Raw genomic sequence first — 18,996 nt, 5'->3', positions numbered from 1 at the left:
AGACCGTGGGCGCGCTCATCTCGCGCCCACGGGCCCGTCCGCACATCCGTTCACCCCTGGGAGGAAGACACAACATGGCACTGGTTGAATCGACCGGACGCTCGGGCCGGCTCACGCTCTATACCGGGATCGGCCTCGCCTTGGGCGTCGCCGTCGGCGCGGTGCTGCACGGCATGGCGGCGAGCCCGGCCGAGGCGAAGGAGATCGCCGGCTACTTCACCGTCGGCACCGACATCTTCCTGCGGCTGATCAAGATGATCATCGCGCCTTTGGTCTTCGCCACCATCGTGTCGGGCATCGCGAGTTTCGGCGACACCAAGGCGGTCGGCCGCGTCGCGGGCTTCGCCATGGGCTGGTTCGTCACCGCCTCGATCGTCTCGCTGTCGCTCGGCTTCCTCGTCGCCAACATCTTCCAGCCCGGCGCCAGCCTCGGCCTGCCGCTGCCGGAGGCGACCGCGCAGACGGGCCTGAAGGCCGCCTCGATCAACCTGCGCGAGTTCATCACCCACGTCTTCCCGACCAGCATCGTGTCGGCGATGGCGACGAACGAGGTGCTCCAGATCCTGGTCTTCTCGGTGTTCTTCGGCTTCGGCCTCAGCGCGATCGACCGTGCTTATGCCGACCCGATGGTGCACATGCTGAACGGCCTGGCCCAGGTGATGTTCAAGGTCACCGACGCGGTGATGCAGGTGGCCCCGCTCGCGGTCTTCGCCGCCATGGCCTCGGTGGTCACCATCCAGGGCCTCGGCGTGCTGGTCGATTACGGCAAGTTCATCGCCGTGTTCTATCTCGGCCTCGCGGTGCTGTGGGCGTTGCTGATCGGCGCCGGCTGGCTGGTGCTCGGCACCAGCGTCGTGCGGCTCCTGCGCCTGCTGCGCACCCCGATGATCGTCGCCTTCTCGACGGCGAGCAGCGAGGCCGCCTTCCCGCGCACCGTCGAGGTGCTGGAGAAGTTCGGCGTGCGCCCCCGCGTCACCGGCTTCGTGCTGCCGCTCGGCTACTCGTTCAACCTCGACGGCTCGATGATGTACCAGGCGCTCGCCTCGCTGTTCATCGCCCAAGCGTTCGGCATCCATCTCGGCATCACCGAGCAGCTCACCATGCTTCTCGTCATGATGGTGACCAGCAAGGGCATCGCCGGCGTGCCGCGTGCCTCGCTGGTGGTGGTGGCCGCCACCGTGCCGATGTTCGGCCTGCCCGCCGCCGGCATCCTGCTGATCATGGGCGTCGACCAGATCCTCGACATGGGCCGCACCGTCACCAACGTGCTCGGCAACGGCCTCGCCACCGCCGCGGTCGCCCGCTGGCAGGGCGAGATGCAGGAGGGGACGGAGGAGTTGGTCGACGAGCCGGCCGCCGTGTCTGTGCCGACCGGTCAGGCGGCGTAACGATAAGATGCTGGTGGGCGCGGCGCTAGAGCGCTTCACGATCGCGTTGCAATCGCGAAGCTTCTCTAGATCTTTGATTTTTCCGCATTTTCTACGACGAACCGGTATCCACTTCGTCGGAAAATGCTCTAGCCGACGCCCGCCAGCAGCTCGGCGACCTTCTCCGGATGCGGCACCTGCACGTCGTGCGGCACCGCCATTTCCCGGTACTGCCACCCGGCCTTGGCCTTCGCTCTCTGCCGGCTCGGCTCGATCGCGGCCAGAGCCGGGTTGGTGTAAGCGACATAGGTCACCGGCAGGCCGGCGCCGGCGGGCTTTCCGAGCCGCACCGGGCTCTCGTAGGTGCCGATCGGGTGCGGCCGCAGGCGCTGGTGGAACCAGTCCTTGGCCGGTCCCGCCGGAATCGGGAAAGCCTCCGGGCCCGGCACCGGCAGGGCGACGCCCGCGCCCTGCTCCAGGACCGCCTTGCGCCGGGCATCGGCCATGCCGGCGGGCAGGATCGTGAAGGCGGTGTCGCCGTTCTCGGGGATCAGCGCGTCGAGATAGACGATGTGGCGGATCCGGTCGGTCAGGCGGTCCGCGACCCCGGTGACCGCCATGCCGCCGTAGGAATGCCCGACCAGCACGATGTCGCGCAGATCCTCGAACGCGATCAGGCTCGCCACGTCGTCGATATGGGTGTCGACGGTGATCTGACGCGACAGCAGGTGGCTGCGCTCGCCGAGCCCGGTCTGGGTCGGCGTGAAGACCCGGTGCCCCTGGCCGCGCAAGGCGGCGGCGACATCGTGCCAGATCCAGCCGCCGCCATAGGCGCCGTGCACCAGCACGTAGGTCTTCGATGCCGCTTGCGCCTGCGCGGCGCCCGACGCGAGTGCGGCGGCACCGAGGGCGGAGACGCCCGCCAGGGCGGTTCTGCGATTGACCGTCACGCTCTGTCTCCTCCGGTTGTTCGTTCTTGAGAGCGTTGTAGCGGCGATCCGGCCGAGATCCATCGCCAAGGTCGATGGGCGGAGGTCGATGGCAAGATCCATTGCCAAGATCCATCGCCAAGATCCATTGCCAAGATCCACCGGCATGGATGCGCGGGATGCGGCTCGCGCGCGGCTCGGCCGGTGCTATGCAGGACTCCGCCGACACGCCTGCCACCACACGAGGGCACGAGCCACCGATGACCCATGCGGAGACGACCACCCCGGACCTCGCCGCCGACCTCTCGCCGCGGATGCGCGGCATCGGCACGAGCCAGATCGGCCTCGTCGCCGATCGCGGCCGGGACGATCCCGAGGTGGTCAAGCTGTGGATCGGCGAGGGCGATCTGCCGACGCCGCCCTTCATCGTCGAGGCGGCGCACCGGGCGATGCTGGCGGGCCATACCCGCTACGCCACGTCGCTCGGCTTAGCCCGCCTGCGCGAGGCATTGAGCGCCTATCACGCCCGGCACTGGGGCGTGGAGATCCCGCCCGAGCGCTTCGCCGTCACCGCCGGCGGCATGAACGCCATCATGCAGGCCGCTCAAGCCCTGCTGGAACCCGGCGACGAGATCGTCATCCCCTCCCCCGCCTGGCCGAACCTGGCCGAGGCGGTGCGGATCACCGGCGGCGTGCCGGTGACGGTGCCCTACCGGGTGCAGGGCGACGGGCGCTTCGCCCTGCCGCTCGCCGACATCGCGGCGGCGATCACTCCGCGCACCCGCGTGATCGTGGTGAACTCGCCCTCGAACCCGACCGGCTGGACCATGCCGCTCGACGAGATGACGGCGCTTCGCGACCTCGCCCGGGCGCGGGGCCTGTGGATCCTCTCCGACGAGGTCTATGCCCATTTCACCTACGGCAACGCCATCGCGCCATCGTTCTTGCAGATCTGCACCGAGGACGACCGGCTGATCGTCACCAACACCTTCTCGAAGAACTGGGCGATGACCGGCTGGCGCGCCGGCTGGCTGATCGCCCCGCGGGGGCTGGCGCCCACCTTCGCCAAGCTCGGCCAGTACAACACCACCTCGATCCCGACCTTCATCCAGCACGCCGCCGTGACGGCCCTGGAGGAAGGCGACGGCTTCATCCGCCAGATGGTCGCCCGCTGCGCCGAGAGCCGCGAGATCCTGGTCGCGGGCCTGTCGCGGCTGCCCGGGGTCACCGTGTCGGTGCCGGAGGGGGCGTTCTACCTGATGGCGCGGGTCGCCGGCCCCGGCACGCCGCGCCCCGACGAGACCAGCCTCGACATTGCCTTCCGGCTCCTCGAGGAGGCGAAGGTCGGCGTCGCGCCCGGCACCGCCTTCGGGCCCGAGGGCGAGGGCTTCATCCGCCTGTGCTTCGCCATCAGCCCGGGCCTCGCCCGGGAGGCGGTGGCGCGCCTCACCCCCGTGCTCAGCCGCTGACAGGAGGAATCCGATGTCGGAGACGATCGCCTTCCTGGGCACCCTCGACGCGGAGGAGGAGGCCGACTTCCTGGCGGCGCTCGCCGCGGCGCTCCCCGAGGAGACCATCCGGCCGTTCCGGACCTTGAGCGCCGAGGAGCGCGCCGCGATCCGGATCGCCATCGTGGCCAATCCGGACCCGGCCGAGGTGGCGTTGCTGCCGAACCTCGCCTGGATCCACAGCCTGTGGGCCGGGGTGGAGCGGCTGGTGCGCGATCTGGGGGGAAACGGCGTGCCGATCGTCCGCCTGATCGATCCCGAACTCGCCCGCACCATGGCCGAGGCGGTGCTGGCCTGGACCTATTACCTGCAACGGGACATGCCGGCCTATCGGCGCCAGCAGGAGACCGGGACCTGGCGCCAACTGGCCTATCGCCCGCCGGGCGAGACGATGGTCGGGCTCCTCGGCCTCGGGGCCCTGGGGAGCGCGGCGGCCGAGCGCCTGGTCGGGGCGGGCTTCCGGGTCGCGGCCTGGAGCCGGTCGCCGAAGCCAGTCCCGCCGGGGGTGGCGGGCGTCTCCGGGCCGGAGGGTCTCGCCGGCCTGCTGGCGACGAGCGACGTGGTCGTCTGCCTCCTGCCGCTGACCGGAGAGACCCGCGGCCTCCTCGATGCCGGCCGGCTTTTCGCGATGAAGCCGGGGGCGGCCCTGATCAATTTCGGCCGCGGGCCCCTCGTCGCGATCGACGCGCTCCTCGCCGCGCTCGATGCGGGCCACCTCTCGCACGCGGTGCTGGACGTGTTCGAGGTCGAGCCGCTGCCGCCGGGCTCGCCCCTCTGGCGCCATCCCGGGGTGACGGTGCTGCCGCACATCTCCGGGCCGACCACCCCGGCGAGCAGCGCCGGCATCGTCGCCGGCAACGTGCGGGCCTATCGCGCCACGGGGCGGATCCCGCAGGCCGTGGATGTCGCGCGCGGATACTGACCTGAGCGTCCCCGCTCAGGCGACGTTCCTGAGCCGGAGGCCGAGGGGCGGCGCCATGGCGGGTCCTGCCCCGGCCTCGGTCATCCCGGCCTGCCGGATGCGCTGCAACCAGTCGAGGGCGCTGCGGGCGGCTTCCTCGGCCCGGCGCGCCCGGGTCTCGGCCATCTCGATCCTGGCCGCCGCCCGCGCCTCGGCGAGGCGGGCCCGCTCCTCCGCCGCCCTGACCCGTGCCTCCGCCTGCGCCTCGCGCTCGGCGGCCTCGTCGAGCCGCTTGTGCGCGCTGCGGAGCAGCGCCTGGGCTTGAGCCTCGCGATGGCGGGCCTGCATGGTGATGTCGGCCCCGACCGGCCCGACCGGCCCGCGCGCTGCTTTCCGCACATGCGCGATCAGCGCATCCCAGTCCCGCGGCGACGAGGCGCCGTCGACCGGCGTCAATCCCTGGCGCTCGTTCATGACCCCGACCGACTGGATCACGTCGCCGAGATTCGCGACGAAGCTCTGCTCCAGCCAATCGCTCTCGCTGCTGGGCCGTGTTGCGCGGATACTCTCGAAGACGTCGAGTCCCATGACGTATGTCCCGTCGACCTGGTCGGACCGCTGATCAGCGTCGAACCCAACCCTCGCACGTCATGGTTAATTCGCCGTTAAGCAAGAACAACGACGTCGATGCCGCGATCGGCCCCCACGAGCGGGCATCGACCCCTGCAACCAGAGCGTCATGACGCATACACGTCTGGAGCATCGTCCCGCCGCGGCGGATTGGATACTGGACTGGACCACCATTCCCGGTCCGAGACGGCGGCCCTGGGCGGGGTTCAACACGTCAGGACGGCTCCCGACGCGATCGGAGAACGGCCCGGAGCGCCGCAGCCCGGCATCTCTCGTCAGGACGCCATCGCCAAGACTCCCGCCAAGACTCCCGCCAAGACTCCACGCAGCGGGAGACTCCCCCCAGGGCTCCGAATGCCCAATCCCTCCAGGTCACGCTCAAGCGGCTGGATCGGGCCTGCCAGAGCGTCTTCCGGGGCGTGAAGGCGGGGCAGACACCCGGCTTCCCGCGTTTCAACGACCGCGACCGGTTCCCCGGCTTCCGCTTCGGCTTCAAGGCGCGGCGACGGCTTCCGGTTCACGCCCGGCCAGGGCTGGCGGCACGGCGTGTTGCGGCTGTCGGGCATCATACCATCGGCCCAAGATGCTGACGCATCGGGCCGATGAACCATCTCGAATTTTCGATGCCAAGCCAGAGGCTTGACGAAATTTCGCGAACGGAACCAAAGGTCGTTTCCAACGACCGTTGGTATCACTCGGGGCTTCCGACCGCCGGTTGCCCGTCACCGGCTCGCCTCTTATGGGGGCTGTCCCGCGTGACGGGCGAGGTTCAAGGTGGTCCGACCACCGGGGAGCGCGGGACGTCGCCGCCGCTCGCCTGGGCACCCTCCCCGCACCGATCGACGGGTGACCCATGACGCTGATGCCGCCGATGTCCTCGCTCCTGCCTTCGCCCGCCGATGATCCGCTGCCTCCCGTCCTGGACCGCCTGGATTGCCTCACGGATTGGGAGAAGCGGCCGCGGGGCGGCATGCGGGTCGGGCTCGATCCGATGCGCGACCTGCTCGCCCGGCTCGGCGAGCCGCACAATCGCCTGCGGGTGATTCATGTCGGCGGCACCAAGGGCAAGGGCTCGGTCTGCGCGCTGATCGAGGCCGGGCTGATGCGGGCGGGTCTGCGGGTCGGGCGCTACGCCTCGCCCCACGTCGAGTCGGTGACCGAACGGGTCTGCCTCGAGGGCCGGCCGGTGGCGGACGCCACCCTCGCATGGGCGCTGACCCGCGCGCTCGACGCCCACGAGGCTGCGCGTCGCGACGGGACCGCGGGCCAGGACGCGACCTGGTTCGACGTGCTGACGGCCGCCGCGCTCACGATCTTCGGCGAGGTCGGGCTCGACTGGGCGGTGATCGAGGTCGGGCTCGGCGGGCGCCTCGATTCGACCAATGCCGTGGAGAGCGAGGTCGCGGTCGTCACCAATGTCGGCCTCGAACATACCGAGATCCTCGGGCATACCCGCGCCGCCATCGCCGCCGAGAAGGTCGGCATCCTCAAGCCCGGGACCGCGCTCGTCACCACGCTGGCGACCGACGATGAGGCCGGGGCGGTGGCGGCCGCCCGCGCCGCCGCCCTCGATTGCCCGGTGCTGCGGCCGGCGATCCCGCCGGGTGCGGCGATTGCCGAGGAGAACGCCGCGCTCGCCGGCCTCGTCCTCGACCATCTGGGCCAGCGCGGCGCCTTGGGCCGCGACGGCACACCCTTGCGGGCTGGTCTCCTCGACGCGCCGGTCCGGGCGAGCGCATGCCTGCCGGGGCGGCTCGAGCGCCGGCGGATCCGGACGAGACACGGCGCGGTGCCGGTGGTGCTCGACGGCGCCCATGTGCCGTTCAACCTCGCGGCGGTCCTGCGCGACCTCGCCCGCATGCCCGACCTGCCCGGCCCCTGCATCGCCCTCGTGGCGATGGCGGGCGACAAGGATGCGGCGGGCTTCCTCGCCGTGCTCGCCCGGCACCGGGCGAGCGTGGTCGCGACCGAGATGCCGGAACGGCGCGGCCATGCCGCCGCCGCCTTGCGGGCGCTCGCCGCCGCCGAGGGGCTGGAGGCCGAGGCAGCGGCGGAGCCGGAGGCCGGCCTGACCCGCGCGGTGGATCTCGCCGCGACGCGGGGCCGCTGGCTGCTGGTGACGGGCTCGCTCCATCTCGTCGGCGCATTACGGGCGAGGACGGAGGATCCGGAGGCTTAGAGCATTGTCCGACCAAGGACAAAGGTTGTTCGCAGAACATGCAGCAAGATCAAAAACCTGGAGCAGCACCCGATGGCAACGTGATCGTGAAGCGCTCTAGCAGCCTGTCGGATTTAGGCCAAAAATCGTCTGCTAGTGTCCTGGTGCTGAACTCCGACGATGAACCCGCCTGCTGGGCAGTTGCGGCCCCGCTCGTCTGTGCGCTCACCGATGCGAGCGATGGTTCATGGGCGAATTTCGCTACCGGGACACTAGCGCAGAAACGCCAGCGCCAGCGGCACCAGCACGGCGGTGAGGAAGGCGTTGAGCCCCATGGCGATGCCCGCGAAGGTGCCGGCGACCTCGCTGACCTGGAAGGCGCGGGCGGTGCCGATGCCGTGGGCGGCGAGACCTGCCGCGAAGCCGCGGGCGCGATAATCCTTGACCCCGAGGCGGTCGAGAAGCGGCGTCACCAGGATGGCGCCGAGGATGCCGGTGAGGATCACCAGCACGGCGGTCAGCGTCGGGTCGCCGCCAAGGGCCGAGGTGATGCCCATGGCGACGCTCGCCGTCACGGATTTCGGCGCCAGGGCGATCAGGATCGGGTCCGGGACGCCGAGGAGCTTCGCGGTGGCGATGCAGGTGACGAGGGCGACCGTGGAGCCGACGAGGAGAGCCGCCAGCATCGGCACCAGCACCCGCGTCACGGTCTTGCGGTGCTCGTAGAGCGGGATCGCCAGCGCGACGGTGGCGGGGCCGAGCAGGAAGTGCACGAATTGCGCGCCCTCGAAATACACCGCGTAGGGCGTGCGGGTGACCATCAGCACCAGGCCGACCATCCAGATCGCGTGCAGCACGGGATTGGCGAGCGGGTGGCGGCGGGTGGCGGCGGAGACCCGGTCGGCGACGACGTAGGCGGTGAGCGTCACGGTGAGCCACAGGAGCGGCGTGCGCGACAGGAACACCCAGAGGGCGAAGTCCCCGGTCATCGTCCGGTTCGCTTCGCGACGGAGGAGAAGGTGAGCACCGTGGCGACCAGGGCGAAGACCGTCGAGACCACGAGCGAGAGGGCGAGGGCGAGGCCGTGGGCGGCCAGCACGTCGAGCCGCCCGATCACCCCGGCGCCTGCCGGCACGAACAGCAGCGAGAGATGGGCGAGGAGCCCCTTGCCGGTGCGCTCCAGCGTGCCGTCGGTCATCGGCGTCGGCAGCCCGCTGGGCCGCCGGTCGCGCAGGATCAACACTCCGAGGAGCAGGGCCATGCCGACGACCGGGCCGGGGACCGGCAGCGCGAAGGTGCGGGCGAGGATCTCGCCGGCGAGCTGACACAGCAGCAGCAGGGTCAGGCTGAGGATCATGATGCTGTGGGGTGGCCCGGCCCGGCGAGCCAATGGTCGAGGAAGGCGTCGAGCCACGCCACCACGCGGCCGTCATGCATCAGCCGGCCCTCGATCTGCCGCGCCCGGTCCTGTGCCCCGGGCAGGCGCAGGCGCTCGGCGGCCCGCACGGTCCAGCGGCAGATCATCGCGTGGGTGACCTCGGGGTGGAACTGCAAGCCGAACGCCGCCGGCCCGACCCGGATCGCCTGGGTGGGGAAATCGTCCCCGGTGGCCAGGGTGTCGGCCCCTGCCGGGCAGGTGAAGCCCTCCCGGTGCCAATGATAGACGTGGGACGGCCAGGGCTGGCCGATCTCGCCCGCGAAGGCGTGCCCCGCCTCGGTCGGCAGGAGCGGATAATAGCCGATCTCGGCTCGCCCCTCCGGATGGGCGCAGACCGTTGCGCCGAGGCACTTCGCCAGCATCTGCGCACCGAGGCACAGGCCGAGGAAGGGCCGCTCCTCGCGCAGCGGCACCTCGATCCAGTCGATCTCCTGGCGCACGAAGGCGTCGCCGTCATTGGCGCTCATCGGCCCGCCGAAGATCACCGCACCGGCATGGTCCCGCATCGTCTCGGGGAGCGGGTCGCCGAAGCGCGGGCGGCGGATGTCGAGGGGATAGCCGCGCTCCTGAAACAGCCGGCCGAGGCGACCGGGTGTGGATTGCTCCTGATGCAGGACCAGCAGCACGGGCCTGCATCCGGACCCCGGACTGACGAGCGGACTCACCATGGCTCCGTCACCGCGCCGGCGCCGGCTGCGTCGGCAGCTCTGCCAGCGCGACCGCCCGGGTCGCGGTGATCGCGGCCTCGTCGAAGCCGAGGAGCTGGCCGACGCGCCAGACGAGATCGTCCTCGAACTCGTGCACCTGCCCGTCCGCGGCGGCGACCGCCCAGGCCAGACCGAGGAGCCCGCGCCGCTCCTCCTCCGTCACGTCGCGGCCGATCATCTCGACGAACGCGGCCACGTCGCGGGTCTCGTTGTCGAAGCTGATGGCCCGCTCGATCAGCGCTCTCGCATCTGCCTCGGTGGGGGCGAAGCGAGGGGTCAGCAGACGCGCGAGCCGGTCGCGCTCCACCGCGGCGAGGGTCCCGTCGACCCGCGCGACGTGGACGAGCAGGGCCACGGCGGCGAGGTGCTGCTCCGCCTCCGGGTCGGGCGGCGACGCGGGCGCGCCGAACATCTCGGCGGCATAGGCACGAAGGCGGGCGATCAGGGGCATTCGGGGGATGTCGCGGGGATTTTTTGCAGATGCGGCGGCGCCATGCTCCGGAATTGGCAGCCCAGCGTCAAGCACCCAGGGCGCCGGGCGGTCCTCCCAAGCCCTGCATCCGCGGTCTGCCCACAGGCCCGGCACGCCCAAATCCTTTTGGAGCAAGCCCGTGCAGGACGCCTTGCCAAGCCGATGCACGGCGGGTATGACCACGCCCATCGGTCGGCGGTTCACACAGCCCGGTCGGCGCCGCAATAGCTCAGCTGGTAGAGCACCTCATTCGTAATGAGGGGGTCGGGGGTTCGAATCCCTCTTGCGGCACCATTTTCCTTCATCAACATCAATGGTTTAGCCGCCTTCGACATCGAAGGCGGCATGCTTGCTTTGGCCCGGTGACCACCGAGTGACCACGCGGTAGGGGAGGCCCAGCGGGTGAATTCGGCCCCCTCCCCTTTGCCTGCCTGATTCATCCATCCGGTAGAGGTACGGTGATCGGCACCGTGCCCGTTAGCTCGATTCGGGTTTGGCGTGAGGCGTTCGGCCGCGAGGCCATTGCGCAAACTTTGAAGCCTGATGAAAGGGTCACGCCTTGCGTTGCTCCTTCTCGCTCGTGCTGCTGAAGCGCCGCGCCTCTTCCCACGTGATCACATCGCTGAGTCGGTAGCGCACGGCGCGTCCGAGCTTCAGGTAAGGTATCCCGCCGCCATTGACGCGTTGGTTTTGCAGCGTCCGCACCGACCGCCCCTGACGCCCCGCGACCTCGTGCTCGGTCAAGAGCACGTCGTCGGCCGTCGCGTGAGCGGCATCGACGCGACGTGCGTCAGCCCGAACGCGATTTTTCCTATAATTTTTATAGGCGTTAACATGCGCCACGTAGGTCATCGCCATGCTCCCTTTCGTGATGGCGATGGCCCCTTTACGCGACGGTTTTCGGCCGCTGGGAAGCGCCCGGTCGTAGCTTGATCGATGTCGTGCGCCGCGTGTTTGAGCGGGCCGAGAGTGCCGAATTTCGAGCTGGCCGCCTCCTTCTCGCTGTCCGCAACACGCCTTGCAAAACGGCGACGCGCTGAACTCTGAGCCCGAGAACAGAGACGTCCGCGCGACGCCCGTAAAAGTCCTCAGCCATTCACCTGGGCATCTAGGCCGCCAGCGCGGGACGGCATAGTCGTGGCTATCCGGCTTGGTCAGCTGCGTTTCGAATGGAGCCGTATCGGCATCGTCGGCGTTATGTCTGTCGAACAGACATGGAAGGGGTGAGTATGAAATTGCGGCGTGGAACGGCCGAGGGTCGATTCGCTGCTGGCGCGAAAGCGCGGGCGGCATGGCACCGGAAGAACGAAGTCTGCACCACGAGCGTCGATCCGAAGGTGATCGCCAGCGCCGATGTAGTGATCTCACGCATTGACGTAGGCTTTCGCATTGATAGCCGACTTGAGCAAGATCCTGATGAATGGCTAAAATTTGTGGGAAGTGCAATTAAAAAACTCACAGTAAAAAAACATGTAAGCCGAATAGCGCTCGCTTATGCAATCTGGAAGAAATCGCAAAATGATCCTAGACTGCATGCTGCCCTCGTTAGAACATTGAGCATCAGGCGTGAAAAGCCATCGTCTCGAACAAAAACAATTCATCTTGCGGTTGAATGCGTTATTTCTTATGGCGATGATAGTGCGCATGGCAAGCGCGAAGCCCGCAAACTCTATAATCGTGACGTTCGAGCTATCCTTTATCTTGATAGTATTAACATATTACCGAGCGAGGTTGAGGCTCTAGCCGAAAAAAGCGGGCAAGGGCTGAACCAATGGGCACGCGGCGGTCATTCTCGGGCGCATTCCGAAGCGGAAAAACCCGGTCCATCGTCGAAACAGAAGCACGAAGCTCCTAATGCCCCTGGCGACCAGAATCGAAGTGTTGGCGATGTATACGTGCCTGTACGACGCTTTGATAGTAGCAGAAATGATCGGAAGACCGGATCATCCGCTCGGCCGCCCGACGTGATTGAATGGACGTCAGGCGAGGAGCAGATTCAAGTGCTCTCGCTACCGGCAAATCCACAGATGAAGGGCTTGATTGAAAAGGCATTTTCTCTTCTACAGATAGCGGCGACTCAGATCGCGACGGTCGAGGCGCAGCGCGGGCGCGTCATCGATGCAGCAATCGATTCTACAGCAGATTTTATGAGTGCCGTTGGCCTGTCGGATGACAATCGTGGACGTGGGATTGTGCCAGCGGAGCAGCTTGCTGCGTTGAGTGCGGTGGCCTCGCGCTTCATTACGGATCTAGGCAAATTAGTTTCTGAGCAGTCGACGAGCGAGAGCCAGCTCGAAGAGCGGCAGCGACGACTTCAGGCTCTTCGCCCGAACGCATCGCGGGAAGCGACCAATTCCAAACACTGACCATGCCTTGGGAAATCCATCGTAAAAGCCCTTGTAATACATACGCCCCCTTCAGCAGTCAAAATAAGGCGTCATTGGCCATGTCTACCCCATCAAACAGCCTGCCCGCGCCGCATTTGCCTCGATCACGGTTTTCTACCCCCCACAGCACAAGGCGCTTACCGGTTACCACCGAAGCAGTTTTCAACCGCCAGCATCGCCAAGCCGATGACCAACTAAGGCACTACCATGAGCGCGGTCGAAAGGGGTCAGTTCATCTAAATAGAGATGCGCTGACCGAACTCGACCGGTCCCAAGCGATGTACCTGTATGCCAACAATCTGGACGCCCGGTTGAATTTCGCGCGGATCACTTCCGGGCACCTCGCGGAGCGCGCTAAAGGGCTCGGCGCTGATCAGCCCGTGTTCTTTGTCACCCTCATCAGGCACGATCATACGATCCGTGAGGATCACGCCGCGGGCTTCAAAATCAAGAGGCTGCATTCCTGGGTGCATGAGGTGCTCCGTGGATGCGCCTATGTCGGGATGGTTGAATGTTCATTGTTCACGAACCTCAACGCTGCCGGCGCGAGCTTCAAGCGCGGTGTTTCCTGGCACGTTCATGCCGTCGTATGGGGTGTGACAGAAGCGGAACTTTCGAGGAGGATTGATGCCGTGAACACTCGGTACCGGTCTATCGTCGAAGGGATTAAGGCAGCCCACTACCGTCGAATTGGACACACCGAGGTCGCTGGAAAATCCCGATATATGTGCAAGGGACAGCTTTCAGAATATCGGGCATGGCCCCGCAAAGATACAATAATCGATAACGAGACTGGTGAGATCACAATAGAGGGCACCGGCCGCTTTCGACAAGGCAAACGTCCGCTGCGGCCTTGCGACATGGTGAGAATGTGCAACATTTTTGCAGGGATGACGCTTGATAAGCTTGCCTTCGCCGGAGGCGCGGGAAAAACCGTATTAAAGGACATTCGTCAAGAGGCTTTGTCGGATTTTTACGCACATGAACATAGACGGAAAGCACATCAAGCGCTACGCTATCCGATAGCTCCGCAAAATTGGCGCGCACAAAGCAAGTCGCCCCGATAATATTAGATTTGATTGTTTCAATTATGCGCGATATTTGTTTCGTTATATCGATTTTGTCAAATCGTCGGCATTCAACAAACATAATATCAGATAATACATTGATCAAAATCGCTCGAATTACGGCGATGACTTCATCATCAGCCGCTTTTTGCTCCTCAGAGGCTATTCGCGCAGGAATTTTCCCGTACTAATTTCATGCCATGCATTTTCTATGGCGTGACGAATTTTCTTATCATCAATAAATCTATCTTTATCGGATAACTCGGATAAATTCTGGCCCAGAATGCTCATCTCCCATTTTGAGATCCGGCAACCACACAAGCTCGGCAGTCGGTCTAAGAGCACAAGCGAGCGCGTCGTCCCAGAAACAGGTCGCAGACCATCCGCGCGCACCTTCCAGATTCCTTGATACTCAGCCGCACGCTTTTTCCTCGGCCGTTCGAAGTCAAGGAAGACCCGCCCGGCTGGGCATTCCGCGACCTCCTGAGGCTCGACCTCATAGAATGGATATTCTTCGCCGTAAGCTTGCATGTCATCCGCGCCGTACTCTTCTTTCACTGTGTCCCATGTCAGGTCAGCCTCATCGCTTACATCTGATTCGGTGCGGAGAACGAGCCAAAGGTCGAGTTTGGCGAACAAGCTTGGCTCGCAAGCAAGTACTTGCAACAAGGTCGGTCGACGAGCTGCACGGATCGCCTCAAGTGCAGGCCGGGCCACCTCAAGGGTCACGCTGTCAACCGGAACGCCTTTCTTCCACGCACTCTCGAACCATGCTTCGGCCTTTCGCAACACGTCCCCGTCGTCGCATAGCACAGCGGTTTCCATCCGCCGTGGCGGTTCGTCGGTGTCACCGAGTCCACTACGGGAAGCATTGGCCGAGCCGATCACCACGCGATCGGGGTACAGGTACGTCTTGGCGTGAAACGCCTCGACGGTACGCACCGTCGCGCCGCGCTTGAGCAGGTCAGCTATGGTGTCAGGATCACAGCCGTCGCTCCAGAGGTCGCAGACGATGCGGGTCTGCGCAAGGTCGTGGGCGAGGCCGAGCCGTTCGGCGGCCTTGCCTCCCCAATAGGCCACGCCGAGTCGTCGTGAGGAGTGCTGGGCGTTCGCGGCTCGGACGGCTTCAAGAATTGTCTCTCCGCTCAGAAAGTGCGTTGGCATCCCCGTCTCCATAGACCCTGCACGTTTGCGACTCTGCCACCTTGTACCAGGGCAACCCATGGATATGCCAGCGTATGTGGAATCAAGTTTTTAGGTTGTCATTTGCAGTTTGATTCTGCTTGACGCCACCTATTGCAATTATGAAATCATCTTCGCTTGATTAGTAAGGGCGCATCGATGCAAAACATAAGAAATTGGAAGCGATTCGAGACGATCGTGCAGCCGGCGCTGAGCCTGGCCCCGACAACTTATCTCGATGACATCCGATCCCAATTGAGCGCCGACGAAATCCCCAGCGCGGTCGCCGAGCACGATACGCCGTGGCTGTTCGGTTGGCTGATCGGCGTCAGCCAGTTTCAGGGCATCTCCGACGCGAACGCCGCTGCCTTCGCCGCCAAGCACGGCGTCGTCGGCTGGGACGATGTCATGACCGCCCTCAAGGCTGGGCCGACCTGCCCGCGGCTGCGCTCCTACTGGTCATTCGACGGGTGCCGCTATCGCAAGGCGGCCTGCACCTGCGCTGAGCCCCAGCACCTCGGCGCATGCCCGCTAACGACCCACCCAACGCGCAAGGGCGCGCTGATCGTCGCCGCCTACGCCCTGGCACTGTTCGTCCGTGACATCTGCGACAACGACCTCGTCGCCTGGTTCGACAGGCGGCTCGCCGAGGCCGATGGCGGCCCCGATGCACCCGACCGCGCCGTCGCCATGTCGCGGGCGCTGGTGGCCCCCCTGAGCGAAATCAGCGGCATCGGAAAGAAGGTATGGTCGATGGCGCTCGCCGACCTGCTGCTCGCGGCCGACCCTGACCGCGAGCGATGGGTCACAAGCGGAGCAGCGATGATCGTGGTCGATAGCCTGCTGCACAACCATCTGCATCGGACCGGCACCCTGCGCCGTTTCAGGGCCGAGCACCCATACGGTCCGCGCTGCTACGCCCCCGGCGGCTGCGCCGACCTCATCCGTGGCCTTGCCAATCGGGTTGATGCACGTGCCTTCAACCCGACCTTCCCGGCCTGCTTCCCACGCTTCGTCCAGTTCGCCATGTGGCGGCTGTGCTCGGCCTCGGAACTCGACCTCTGCAACGGCAACCGCATCGACGACCGGCAGCGCTGCGCGAACGCCGCTTGCCCCATCTTTCCTCGTTGCGACCGGGTCGTGCTTTGTCCCTCAGGCACCGGATCAGGAATCCTTCGCCTTCCGGCCTGGCCTGAGTGAAGCCGGCTTCGCGGCTCCTGGTTCGGGTACGACGAAGAACTCCGACAGGTGCGTGCCGAGCACGTCTGCCAACGCTTCAAGAGTCTCGATGGTGGTGTTCTCGCGGCCACGTTCGATCCGCCCGATGTAGGACGGCTCACATTCGGCAATGAGGCCGAGCGCCTCCTGCGACAGACCTTTGCCCACACGCAGGCGGCGCAGGTTCCAGCCAACCAACGCACGCGCTCTCATGCCGTGTAAGCGCACCGCTTGCGGTCCTTTTATCCAGGCAATAAAATGACACCAAAGCGGCCTGATCGTGAGGCCGCAGTCGCAGGCCCATGAGCTTGGCTCTCGTGTTCTCGCACTCGACGATGCGAGTGGCAGGTTGCCAGTTGCATTCTCCGCCAAGCCAGCGAGCTACTTCAATTTTCCTCTACATTATAACTTCGATCAGATTATCCGATCGTTGCAGGGAGGGAGTTAGATACATGGCAATTTTCATGAAAATGTCGCACCGTGCTTTCATGGTCGGAATTACTGCCGGTCCGATGTTGCTCGGCCCTCAAGCTGAGGCGCAGACATCGGGCCATCCATCAAAGCTCGTACCTTTACCGGCTGAAATACACTGCCCATCCTCGCTCACGCACCCGGCGCTGGCGCAAATTGCTAATGGGATCACGCGCAAGCTTGCCGGACAGATCAGAAGCTTTGACGCTCGGACGGCCCTCGCACTTGCCGGCCGCGAACTCGATTCGCTGGCACGCCTCGAACTGTCGAGCGCAGACTACACGATCAGCCGAGATGCCATCGCCCGTCTTGACGCTCCGACAGCGGTCGCGTGCTGGCCAGAACTGGGTGCCGTTCTTGCGCAGGCACGCGAGCCCGCTGCGCTGCCCGTCATCCCGCCAGGATCAAGCAACACTGAGCAGTTGTTCGAGAGCCGGCGTGCCGCGCAGGCCGAACGCCGCCGTGCGAACAGGGAGGCTGAGCATGCACGCGCTCTGGCACTACAAGCGCATGCCGAAGCCAACAATGCCCAGGTCGCGGAACAGGATGAAGCGGCGCGCCGACGCGCGGCTGAACTCTCGAGGCTTGAACGTGAGGAGAAGGCCCGCGAGCTTGCCCGCCAGCAGCGCGCCCGCGACGAGCAGGAGCGCGAGGAGCAGGCTAACCGTGTCGCCGCACGTGCCCGAGCTGACGCTGTACATGCGGAGCAGGCTCGGCGGCAAGAAACGGCCGAACGAGAGGCGGCCATCGACCGCGAACGGCTGGCCGAGCAGGTGCGGCAGCAGCAGGCAGCGCTCGTCAGGGCACAGGAGGAGGCTCGTACCCGCGCAATCGTCGAGGAGCAGTCGCACCGGCTGACTCAGGAGATTGATCGCCTGGATACCGAAAAGCGAGTCTCCGAGCTGACGACGGCCCGCCTCAACCGGCCGGAGTGTCGTGAGGCTGATCGTGTCGTGCGGCAAGAGACGGCAGCTTTGAAGGAAGACGGAGGATCGCCGATTGCCGACCTCGAACTGAAATTGCAGGCAGGCATGCAAGCCGAGGCCTGCGCGGCGGCTCGTAAGCTTTTCACCGCCTCGGAACGCATGCGCTCGGCATCGGCTCGTTGCGAGCCGGTAGAGGCGATCCCGTATGCCGACTTTCTCAAAGACCTGCGCAAGATCATCGCCGAGCAGGGCTGCTAATCGATCATCCTGCCAACGCCATCGGAAGACCATCGAGGGCTTCAACTTGCATGCGTCACTACGGGCTTGCTTATAGGACTAAATTCATATAACCTCAGGGTGTGTAGGCGCTGCCGTTAGCAGTCGAGCCTCGATGGAAGAGACGTTGATGGTTTTCTCAATCCCGCGCGGTCGATTGCGGCCCCGCCTTCACACCAACATCGCTGCACTACCTGCGAGGGGGCCACGGGCCTCCTCTTTCATTTCGGGAGGCTGCCAATGACCATACCAGCACAACCGACCCCGCCGGTTCCTGCTGACACACTCGCCTTCGCCGTGTTCGGCCGTGACGAGGCTGGCAAGGCTCACGGTTCGGCCTTTGTCGCGAGCGAGACCGAGCTTGCCACCAAGGCGGCGGAATTGATGGGCATGCGCACCCTTGCCATTCGCACCGAGGTCGAGCAGGCCCTAGCCGCGAAGCTGCCGCGCGGGCGGGTGTTCGCCAGCGGCAAGGCGTTCGTGCCCTTCATTAAAGCGGCGCTCCTGACGGAGTTGCAGACCGCGGCGCTCAACAGCGGCCTGCCGCCGCTGAAGATCATCGGCGGAGCCGGCGGGAACGAGGCGGGCGTCGTGCCGACAAAGCCGTCGATTGCAACCCCTGCCCCCGCGAAGCCGGCTGCGACCGTGCCGCTCGTAAAGCAGCCGACGGGTTGGGGCGACCTTGCGGTCGGAACGATCGTGCTGGCGGCGTTCTCGGCCGAGCACTGCGAGTGGTACGAGTGCGTCGTGCTGGCAGTGGAGGGCGAGGACCGCTTCACCCTGCGGTTCTGCGACTGGCCGAATCAGCCGGCCTTCACCCGGCGACGGACCGAAATCGGCCTAATGCATCCCGCTCATGTCGTCGAGCCACCAACAGAACCCGAGCTTTTCTCGCGAGCGGCTTGCTGACCCGTCACCGCGTGCCCTTCGCCGCAGCGCCGAGCATGCTGCGGCCCGGCCGAGCCGGTCGCGATCGGCTCGACTTTCATCGCTATCAACCTAAGCCCGCAGCGCCGGGTGCATGAGGCTTATAGTCGTGAGCATCGAACGGGCGGGCGGGTGCCGCTGCTGGGCTGACTTGGCGGGTCGCAGATTGAGCACCGTCGACAGGCCGCCGCTCAGCCTTTGGCTCGTTCGAGGTACGGCTGAGGCAGGTGCCTCACCAAAACGAGTTGTGCGCAGCGTCGAGCCGAGACAGCTATTGGCCAGCCGGCTGGCGCAATACCTGATCCGTTACCCAGTCGCATCGGGCGATGGCCCCGCCTTGGCTGCCATTGCCATTCAGTTCCACGCCGGTGCGCAGCGGGTGGCGCAAGCTCAAGATTTCGCCGAAGGTATTTTTCCAGTTACTAACTACTC

Annotated in this window: 18 protein-coding genes, 1 tRNA gene and 1 riboswitch; of the genes, 10 read left to right on the top strand and 9 right to left on the bottom strand. The window is 65.7% G+C overall.

Features of this window, described 5'->3' with window-relative positions; all coding sequences use genetic code 11:
* Positions 1–74 precede the first annotated feature (74 nt).
* Positions 75–1,388, top strand: coding sequence for a dicarboxylate/amino acid:cation symporter (locus VP06_RS05515; RefSeq protein ID WP_048462822.1), 1,314 nt, complete (start codon positions 75–77; stop codon positions 1,386–1,388).
* Between the two features lie 128 nt (positions 1,389–1,516).
* Here VP06_RS05515 and VP06_RS05510 read toward each other — a convergent pair whose 3' ends face one another.
* On the bottom strand, positions 1,517–2,317 hold the full coding sequence (locus tag VP06_RS05510; RefSeq protein WP_245291068.1) for an alpha/beta hydrolase: 801 nt from the start codon (positions 2,315–2,317) through the stop codon (positions 1,517–1,519).
* Positions 2,318–2,556: 239 nt separating this feature from the next.
* Here VP06_RS05510 and VP06_RS05505 point away from each other — a divergent pair, with 239 nt between their 5' ends.
* Both VP06_RS05505 and VP06_RS05500 read left to right on the top strand, forming a co-directional pair.
* Complete coding sequence (locus VP06_RS05505) at positions 2,557–3,765, top strand: pyridoxal phosphate-dependent aminotransferase (RefSeq protein ID WP_048462821.1); 1,209 nt, start codon at positions 2,557–2,559, stop codon at positions 3,763–3,765.
* A 13-nt stretch (positions 3,766–3,778) separates the two neighbouring features.
* Positions 3,779–4,726, top strand: a complete 948-nt coding sequence (locus VP06_RS05500) for a 2-hydroxyacid dehydrogenase (RefSeq protein ID WP_048462820.1) — start codon at positions 3,779–3,781, stop codon at positions 4,724–4,726.
* 15 nt (positions 4,727–4,741) lie between these two features.
* Here the strand turns inward: VP06_RS05500 and VP06_RS33630 are convergent, their stop codons facing one another.
* Entirely contained in the window at positions 4,742–5,293 is a 552-nt protein-coding gene (locus tag VP06_RS33630; RefSeq protein WP_053081542.1) for a hypothetical protein, read from the bottom strand.
* A 787-nt stretch (positions 5,294–6,080) separates the two neighbouring features.
* A riboswitch (ZMP/ZTP riboswitch) is annotated at positions 6,081–6,165 on the top strand.
* Positions 6,166–6,188: 23 nt separating this feature from the next.
* Between VP06_RS33630 and VP06_RS05490 the strand changes: the two genes are divergently transcribed.
* Positions 6,189–7,514 carry a bifunctional folylpolyglutamate synthase/dihydrofolate synthase gene (locus VP06_RS05490; RefSeq protein ID WP_245291067.1) on the top strand — a complete coding sequence of 442 codons (1,326 nt, stop codon included), beginning with the start codon at positions 6,189–6,191 and terminating at the stop codon, positions 7,512–7,514.
* 251 nt (positions 7,515–7,765) lie between these two features.
* On the opposite strand, the gene VP06_RS05485 is transcribed toward VP06_RS05490, so the two are convergent.
* The 4 genes from VP06_RS05485 to VP06_RS05470 are packed head-to-tail and all read right to left on the bottom strand — an operon-like array spanning position 7,766 to position 10,089.
* Entirely contained in the window at positions 7,766–8,482 is a 717-nt protein-coding gene (locus VP06_RS05485) for an LrgB family protein (RefSeq protein WP_048462819.1), read from the bottom strand.
* Complete coding sequence (locus VP06_RS05480; RefSeq protein ID WP_048462818.1) at positions 8,479–8,850, bottom strand: CidA/LrgA family protein; 372 nt, start codon at positions 8,848–8,850, stop codon at positions 8,479–8,481. The genes VP06_RS05485 and VP06_RS05480 overlap by 4 nt, the downstream gene beginning before the upstream one ends.
* Positions 8,847–9,599, bottom strand: a complete 753-nt coding sequence (locus VP06_RS05475) for a glutamine amidotransferase (protein ID WP_048462817.1) — start codon at positions 9,597–9,599, stop codon at positions 8,847–8,849. The genes VP06_RS05480 and VP06_RS05475 overlap by 4 nt, the downstream gene beginning before the upstream one ends.
* Positions 9,600–9,606: 7 nt before the next feature.
* On the bottom strand, positions 9,607–10,089 hold the full coding sequence (locus VP06_RS05470; protein WP_048462816.1) for a tellurite resistance TerB family protein: 483 nt from the start codon (positions 10,087–10,089) through the stop codon (positions 9,607–9,609).
* A 239-nt stretch (positions 10,090–10,328) separates the two neighbouring features.
* On the opposite strand from VP06_RS05470, the gene VP06_RS05465 reads away from it, so the two are divergent.
* A tRNA-Thr gene (locus VP06_RS05465) sits at positions 10,329–10,404 on the top strand.
* Between the two features lie 258 nt (positions 10,405–10,662).
* Here the strand turns inward: VP06_RS05465 and VP06_RS37040 are convergent.
* Positions 10,663–10,968, bottom strand: coding sequence for a helix-turn-helix transcriptional regulator (locus VP06_RS37040; protein WP_197093145.1), 306 nt, complete (start codon positions 10,966–10,968; stop codon positions 10,663–10,665).
* Positions 10,969–11,324: 356 nt separating this feature from the next.
* On the opposite strand from VP06_RS37040, the gene VP06_RS36005 reads away from it, so the two are divergent.
* On the top strand, positions 11,325–12,476 hold the full coding sequence (locus VP06_RS36005) for a hypothetical protein (protein WP_156295468.1): 1,152 nt from the start codon (positions 11,325–11,327) through the stop codon (positions 12,474–12,476).
* 299 nt (positions 12,477–12,775) lie between these two features.
* Positions 12,776–13,564 carry a hypothetical protein gene (locus VP06_RS36000; RefSeq protein ID WP_156295467.1) on the top strand — a complete coding sequence of 263 codons (789 nt, stop codon included), beginning with the start codon at positions 12,776–12,778 and terminating at the stop codon, positions 13,562–13,564.
* A gap of 162 nt (positions 13,565–13,726) precedes the next feature.
* Here the strand turns inward: VP06_RS36000 and VP06_RS35995 are convergent, their stop codons facing one another.
* Positions 13,727–14,728: a phospholipase D family protein gene (locus VP06_RS35995; RefSeq protein ID WP_197093144.1), complete on the bottom strand. Its 1,002-nt coding sequence runs from the start codon at positions 14,726–14,728 to the stop codon at positions 13,727–13,729.
* A 216-nt stretch (positions 14,729–14,944) separates the two neighbouring features.
* Between VP06_RS35995 and VP06_RS05450 the strand changes: the two genes are divergently transcribed.
* Positions 14,945–15,946, top strand: coding sequence for a hypothetical protein (locus VP06_RS05450; RefSeq protein WP_245291066.1), 1,002 nt, complete (start codon positions 14,945–14,947; stop codon positions 15,944–15,946).
* Here the strand turns inward: VP06_RS05450 and VP06_RS34480 are convergent.
* Positions 15,911–16,177 carry a helix-turn-helix domain-containing protein gene (locus VP06_RS34480; RefSeq protein WP_082167186.1) on the bottom strand — a complete coding sequence of 89 codons (267 nt, stop codon included), beginning with the start codon at positions 16,175–16,177 and terminating at the stop codon, positions 15,911–15,913. The two genes, VP06_RS05450 and VP06_RS34480, sit on opposite strands and share 36 nt — an antisense overlap.
* A 239-nt stretch (positions 16,178–16,416) precedes the next feature.
* Between VP06_RS34480 and VP06_RS35990 the strand changes: the two genes are divergently transcribed.
* Entirely contained in the window at positions 16,417–17,619 is a 1,203-nt protein-coding gene (locus tag VP06_RS35990; protein ID WP_156295465.1) for a hypothetical protein, read from the top strand.
* 258 nt (positions 17,620–17,877) lie between these two features.
* The gene (locus VP06_RS05435) at positions 17,878–18,546 is read left to right on the top strand and encodes a tudor domain-containing protein (protein WP_048462811.1); all 669 of its coding nucleotides are present in this window, start codon (positions 17,878–17,880) and stop codon (positions 18,544–18,546) included.
* The last annotated feature ends 450 nt before the right edge of the window (positions 18,547–18,996 follow it).

Origin of the sequence: Methylobacterium aquaticum, from assembly GCF_001043915.1 — a bacterium.
GTDB classification, from domain to species: domain Bacteria; phylum Pseudomonadota; class Alphaproteobacteria; order Rhizobiales; family Beijerinckiaceae; genus Methylobacterium; species Methylobacterium aquaticum.
Note: the sequence above shows the minus strand (reverse complement) of the source record. Positions and strands in the feature narration are given on the sequence as shown.

What these genes read in the sequence shown, in the direction of transcription:
- VP06_RS05515 (WP_048462822.1), top strand. Translation starts at nt 75, where the DNA reads ATGGCACTGGTTGAATCGACCGGACGCTCGGGCCGGCTCACGCTCTAT.
- VP06_RS05505 (WP_048462821.1), top strand. Translation starts at nt 2,557, where the DNA reads ATGACCCATGCGGAGACGACCACCCCGGACCTCGCCGCCGACCTCTCG.
- VP06_RS05500 (WP_048462820.1), top strand. Translation starts at nt 3,779, where the DNA reads ATGTCGGAGACGATCGCCTTCCTGGGCACCCTCGACGCGGAGGAGGAG.
- VP06_RS33630 (WP_053081542.1), bottom strand. Translation starts at nt 5,293, where the DNA reads ATGGGACTCGACGTCTTCGAGAGTATCCGCGCAACACGGCCCAGCAGC.
- VP06_RS05490 (WP_245291067.1), top strand. Translation starts at nt 6,189, where the DNA reads ATGACGCTGATGCCGCCGATGTCCTCGCTCCTGCCTTCGCCCGCCGAT.
- VP06_RS05485 (WP_048462819.1), bottom strand. Translation starts at nt 8,482, where the DNA reads ATGACCGGGGACTTCGCCCTCTGGGTGTTCCTGTCGCGCACGCCGCTC.
- VP06_RS05480 (WP_048462818.1), bottom strand. Translation starts at nt 8,850, where the DNA reads ATGATCCTCAGCCTGACCCTGCTGCTGCTGTGTCAGCTCGCCGGCGAG.
- VP06_RS05475 (WP_048462817.1), bottom strand. Translation starts at nt 9,599, where the DNA reads ATGGTGAGTCCGCTCGTCAGTCCGGGGTCCGGATGCAGGCCCGTGCTG.
- VP06_RS05470 (WP_048462816.1), bottom strand. Translation starts at nt 10,089, where the DNA reads ATGCCCCTGATCGCCCGCCTTCGTGCCTATGCCGCCGAGATGTTCGGC.
- VP06_RS37040 (WP_197093145.1), bottom strand. Translation starts at nt 10,968, where the DNA reads ATGGCGATGACCTACGTGGCGCATGTTAACGCCTATAAAAATTATAGG.
- VP06_RS36005 (WP_156295468.1), top strand. Translation starts at nt 11,325, where the DNA reads ATGGAAGGGGTGAGTATGAAATTGCGGCGTGGAACGGCCGAGGGTCGA.
- VP06_RS36000 (WP_156295467.1), top strand. Translation starts at nt 12,776, where the DNA reads ATGTACCTGTATGCCAACAATCTGGACGCCCGGTTGAATTTCGCGCGG.
- VP06_RS35995 (WP_197093144.1), bottom strand. Translation starts at nt 14,728, where the DNA reads ATGCCAACGCACTTTCTGAGCGGAGAGACAATTCTTGAAGCCGTCCGA.
- VP06_RS34480 (WP_082167186.1), bottom strand. Translation starts at nt 16,177, where the DNA reads ATGAGAGCGCGTGCGTTGGTTGGCTGGAACCTGCGCCGCCTGCGTGTG.
- VP06_RS35990 (WP_156295465.1), top strand. Translation starts at nt 16,417, where the DNA reads ATGGCAATTTTCATGAAAATGTCGCACCGTGCTTTCATGGTCGGAATT.
- VP06_RS05435 (WP_048462811.1), top strand. Translation starts at nt 17,878, where the DNA reads ATGACCATACCAGCACAACCGACCCCGCCGGTTCCTGCTGACACACTC.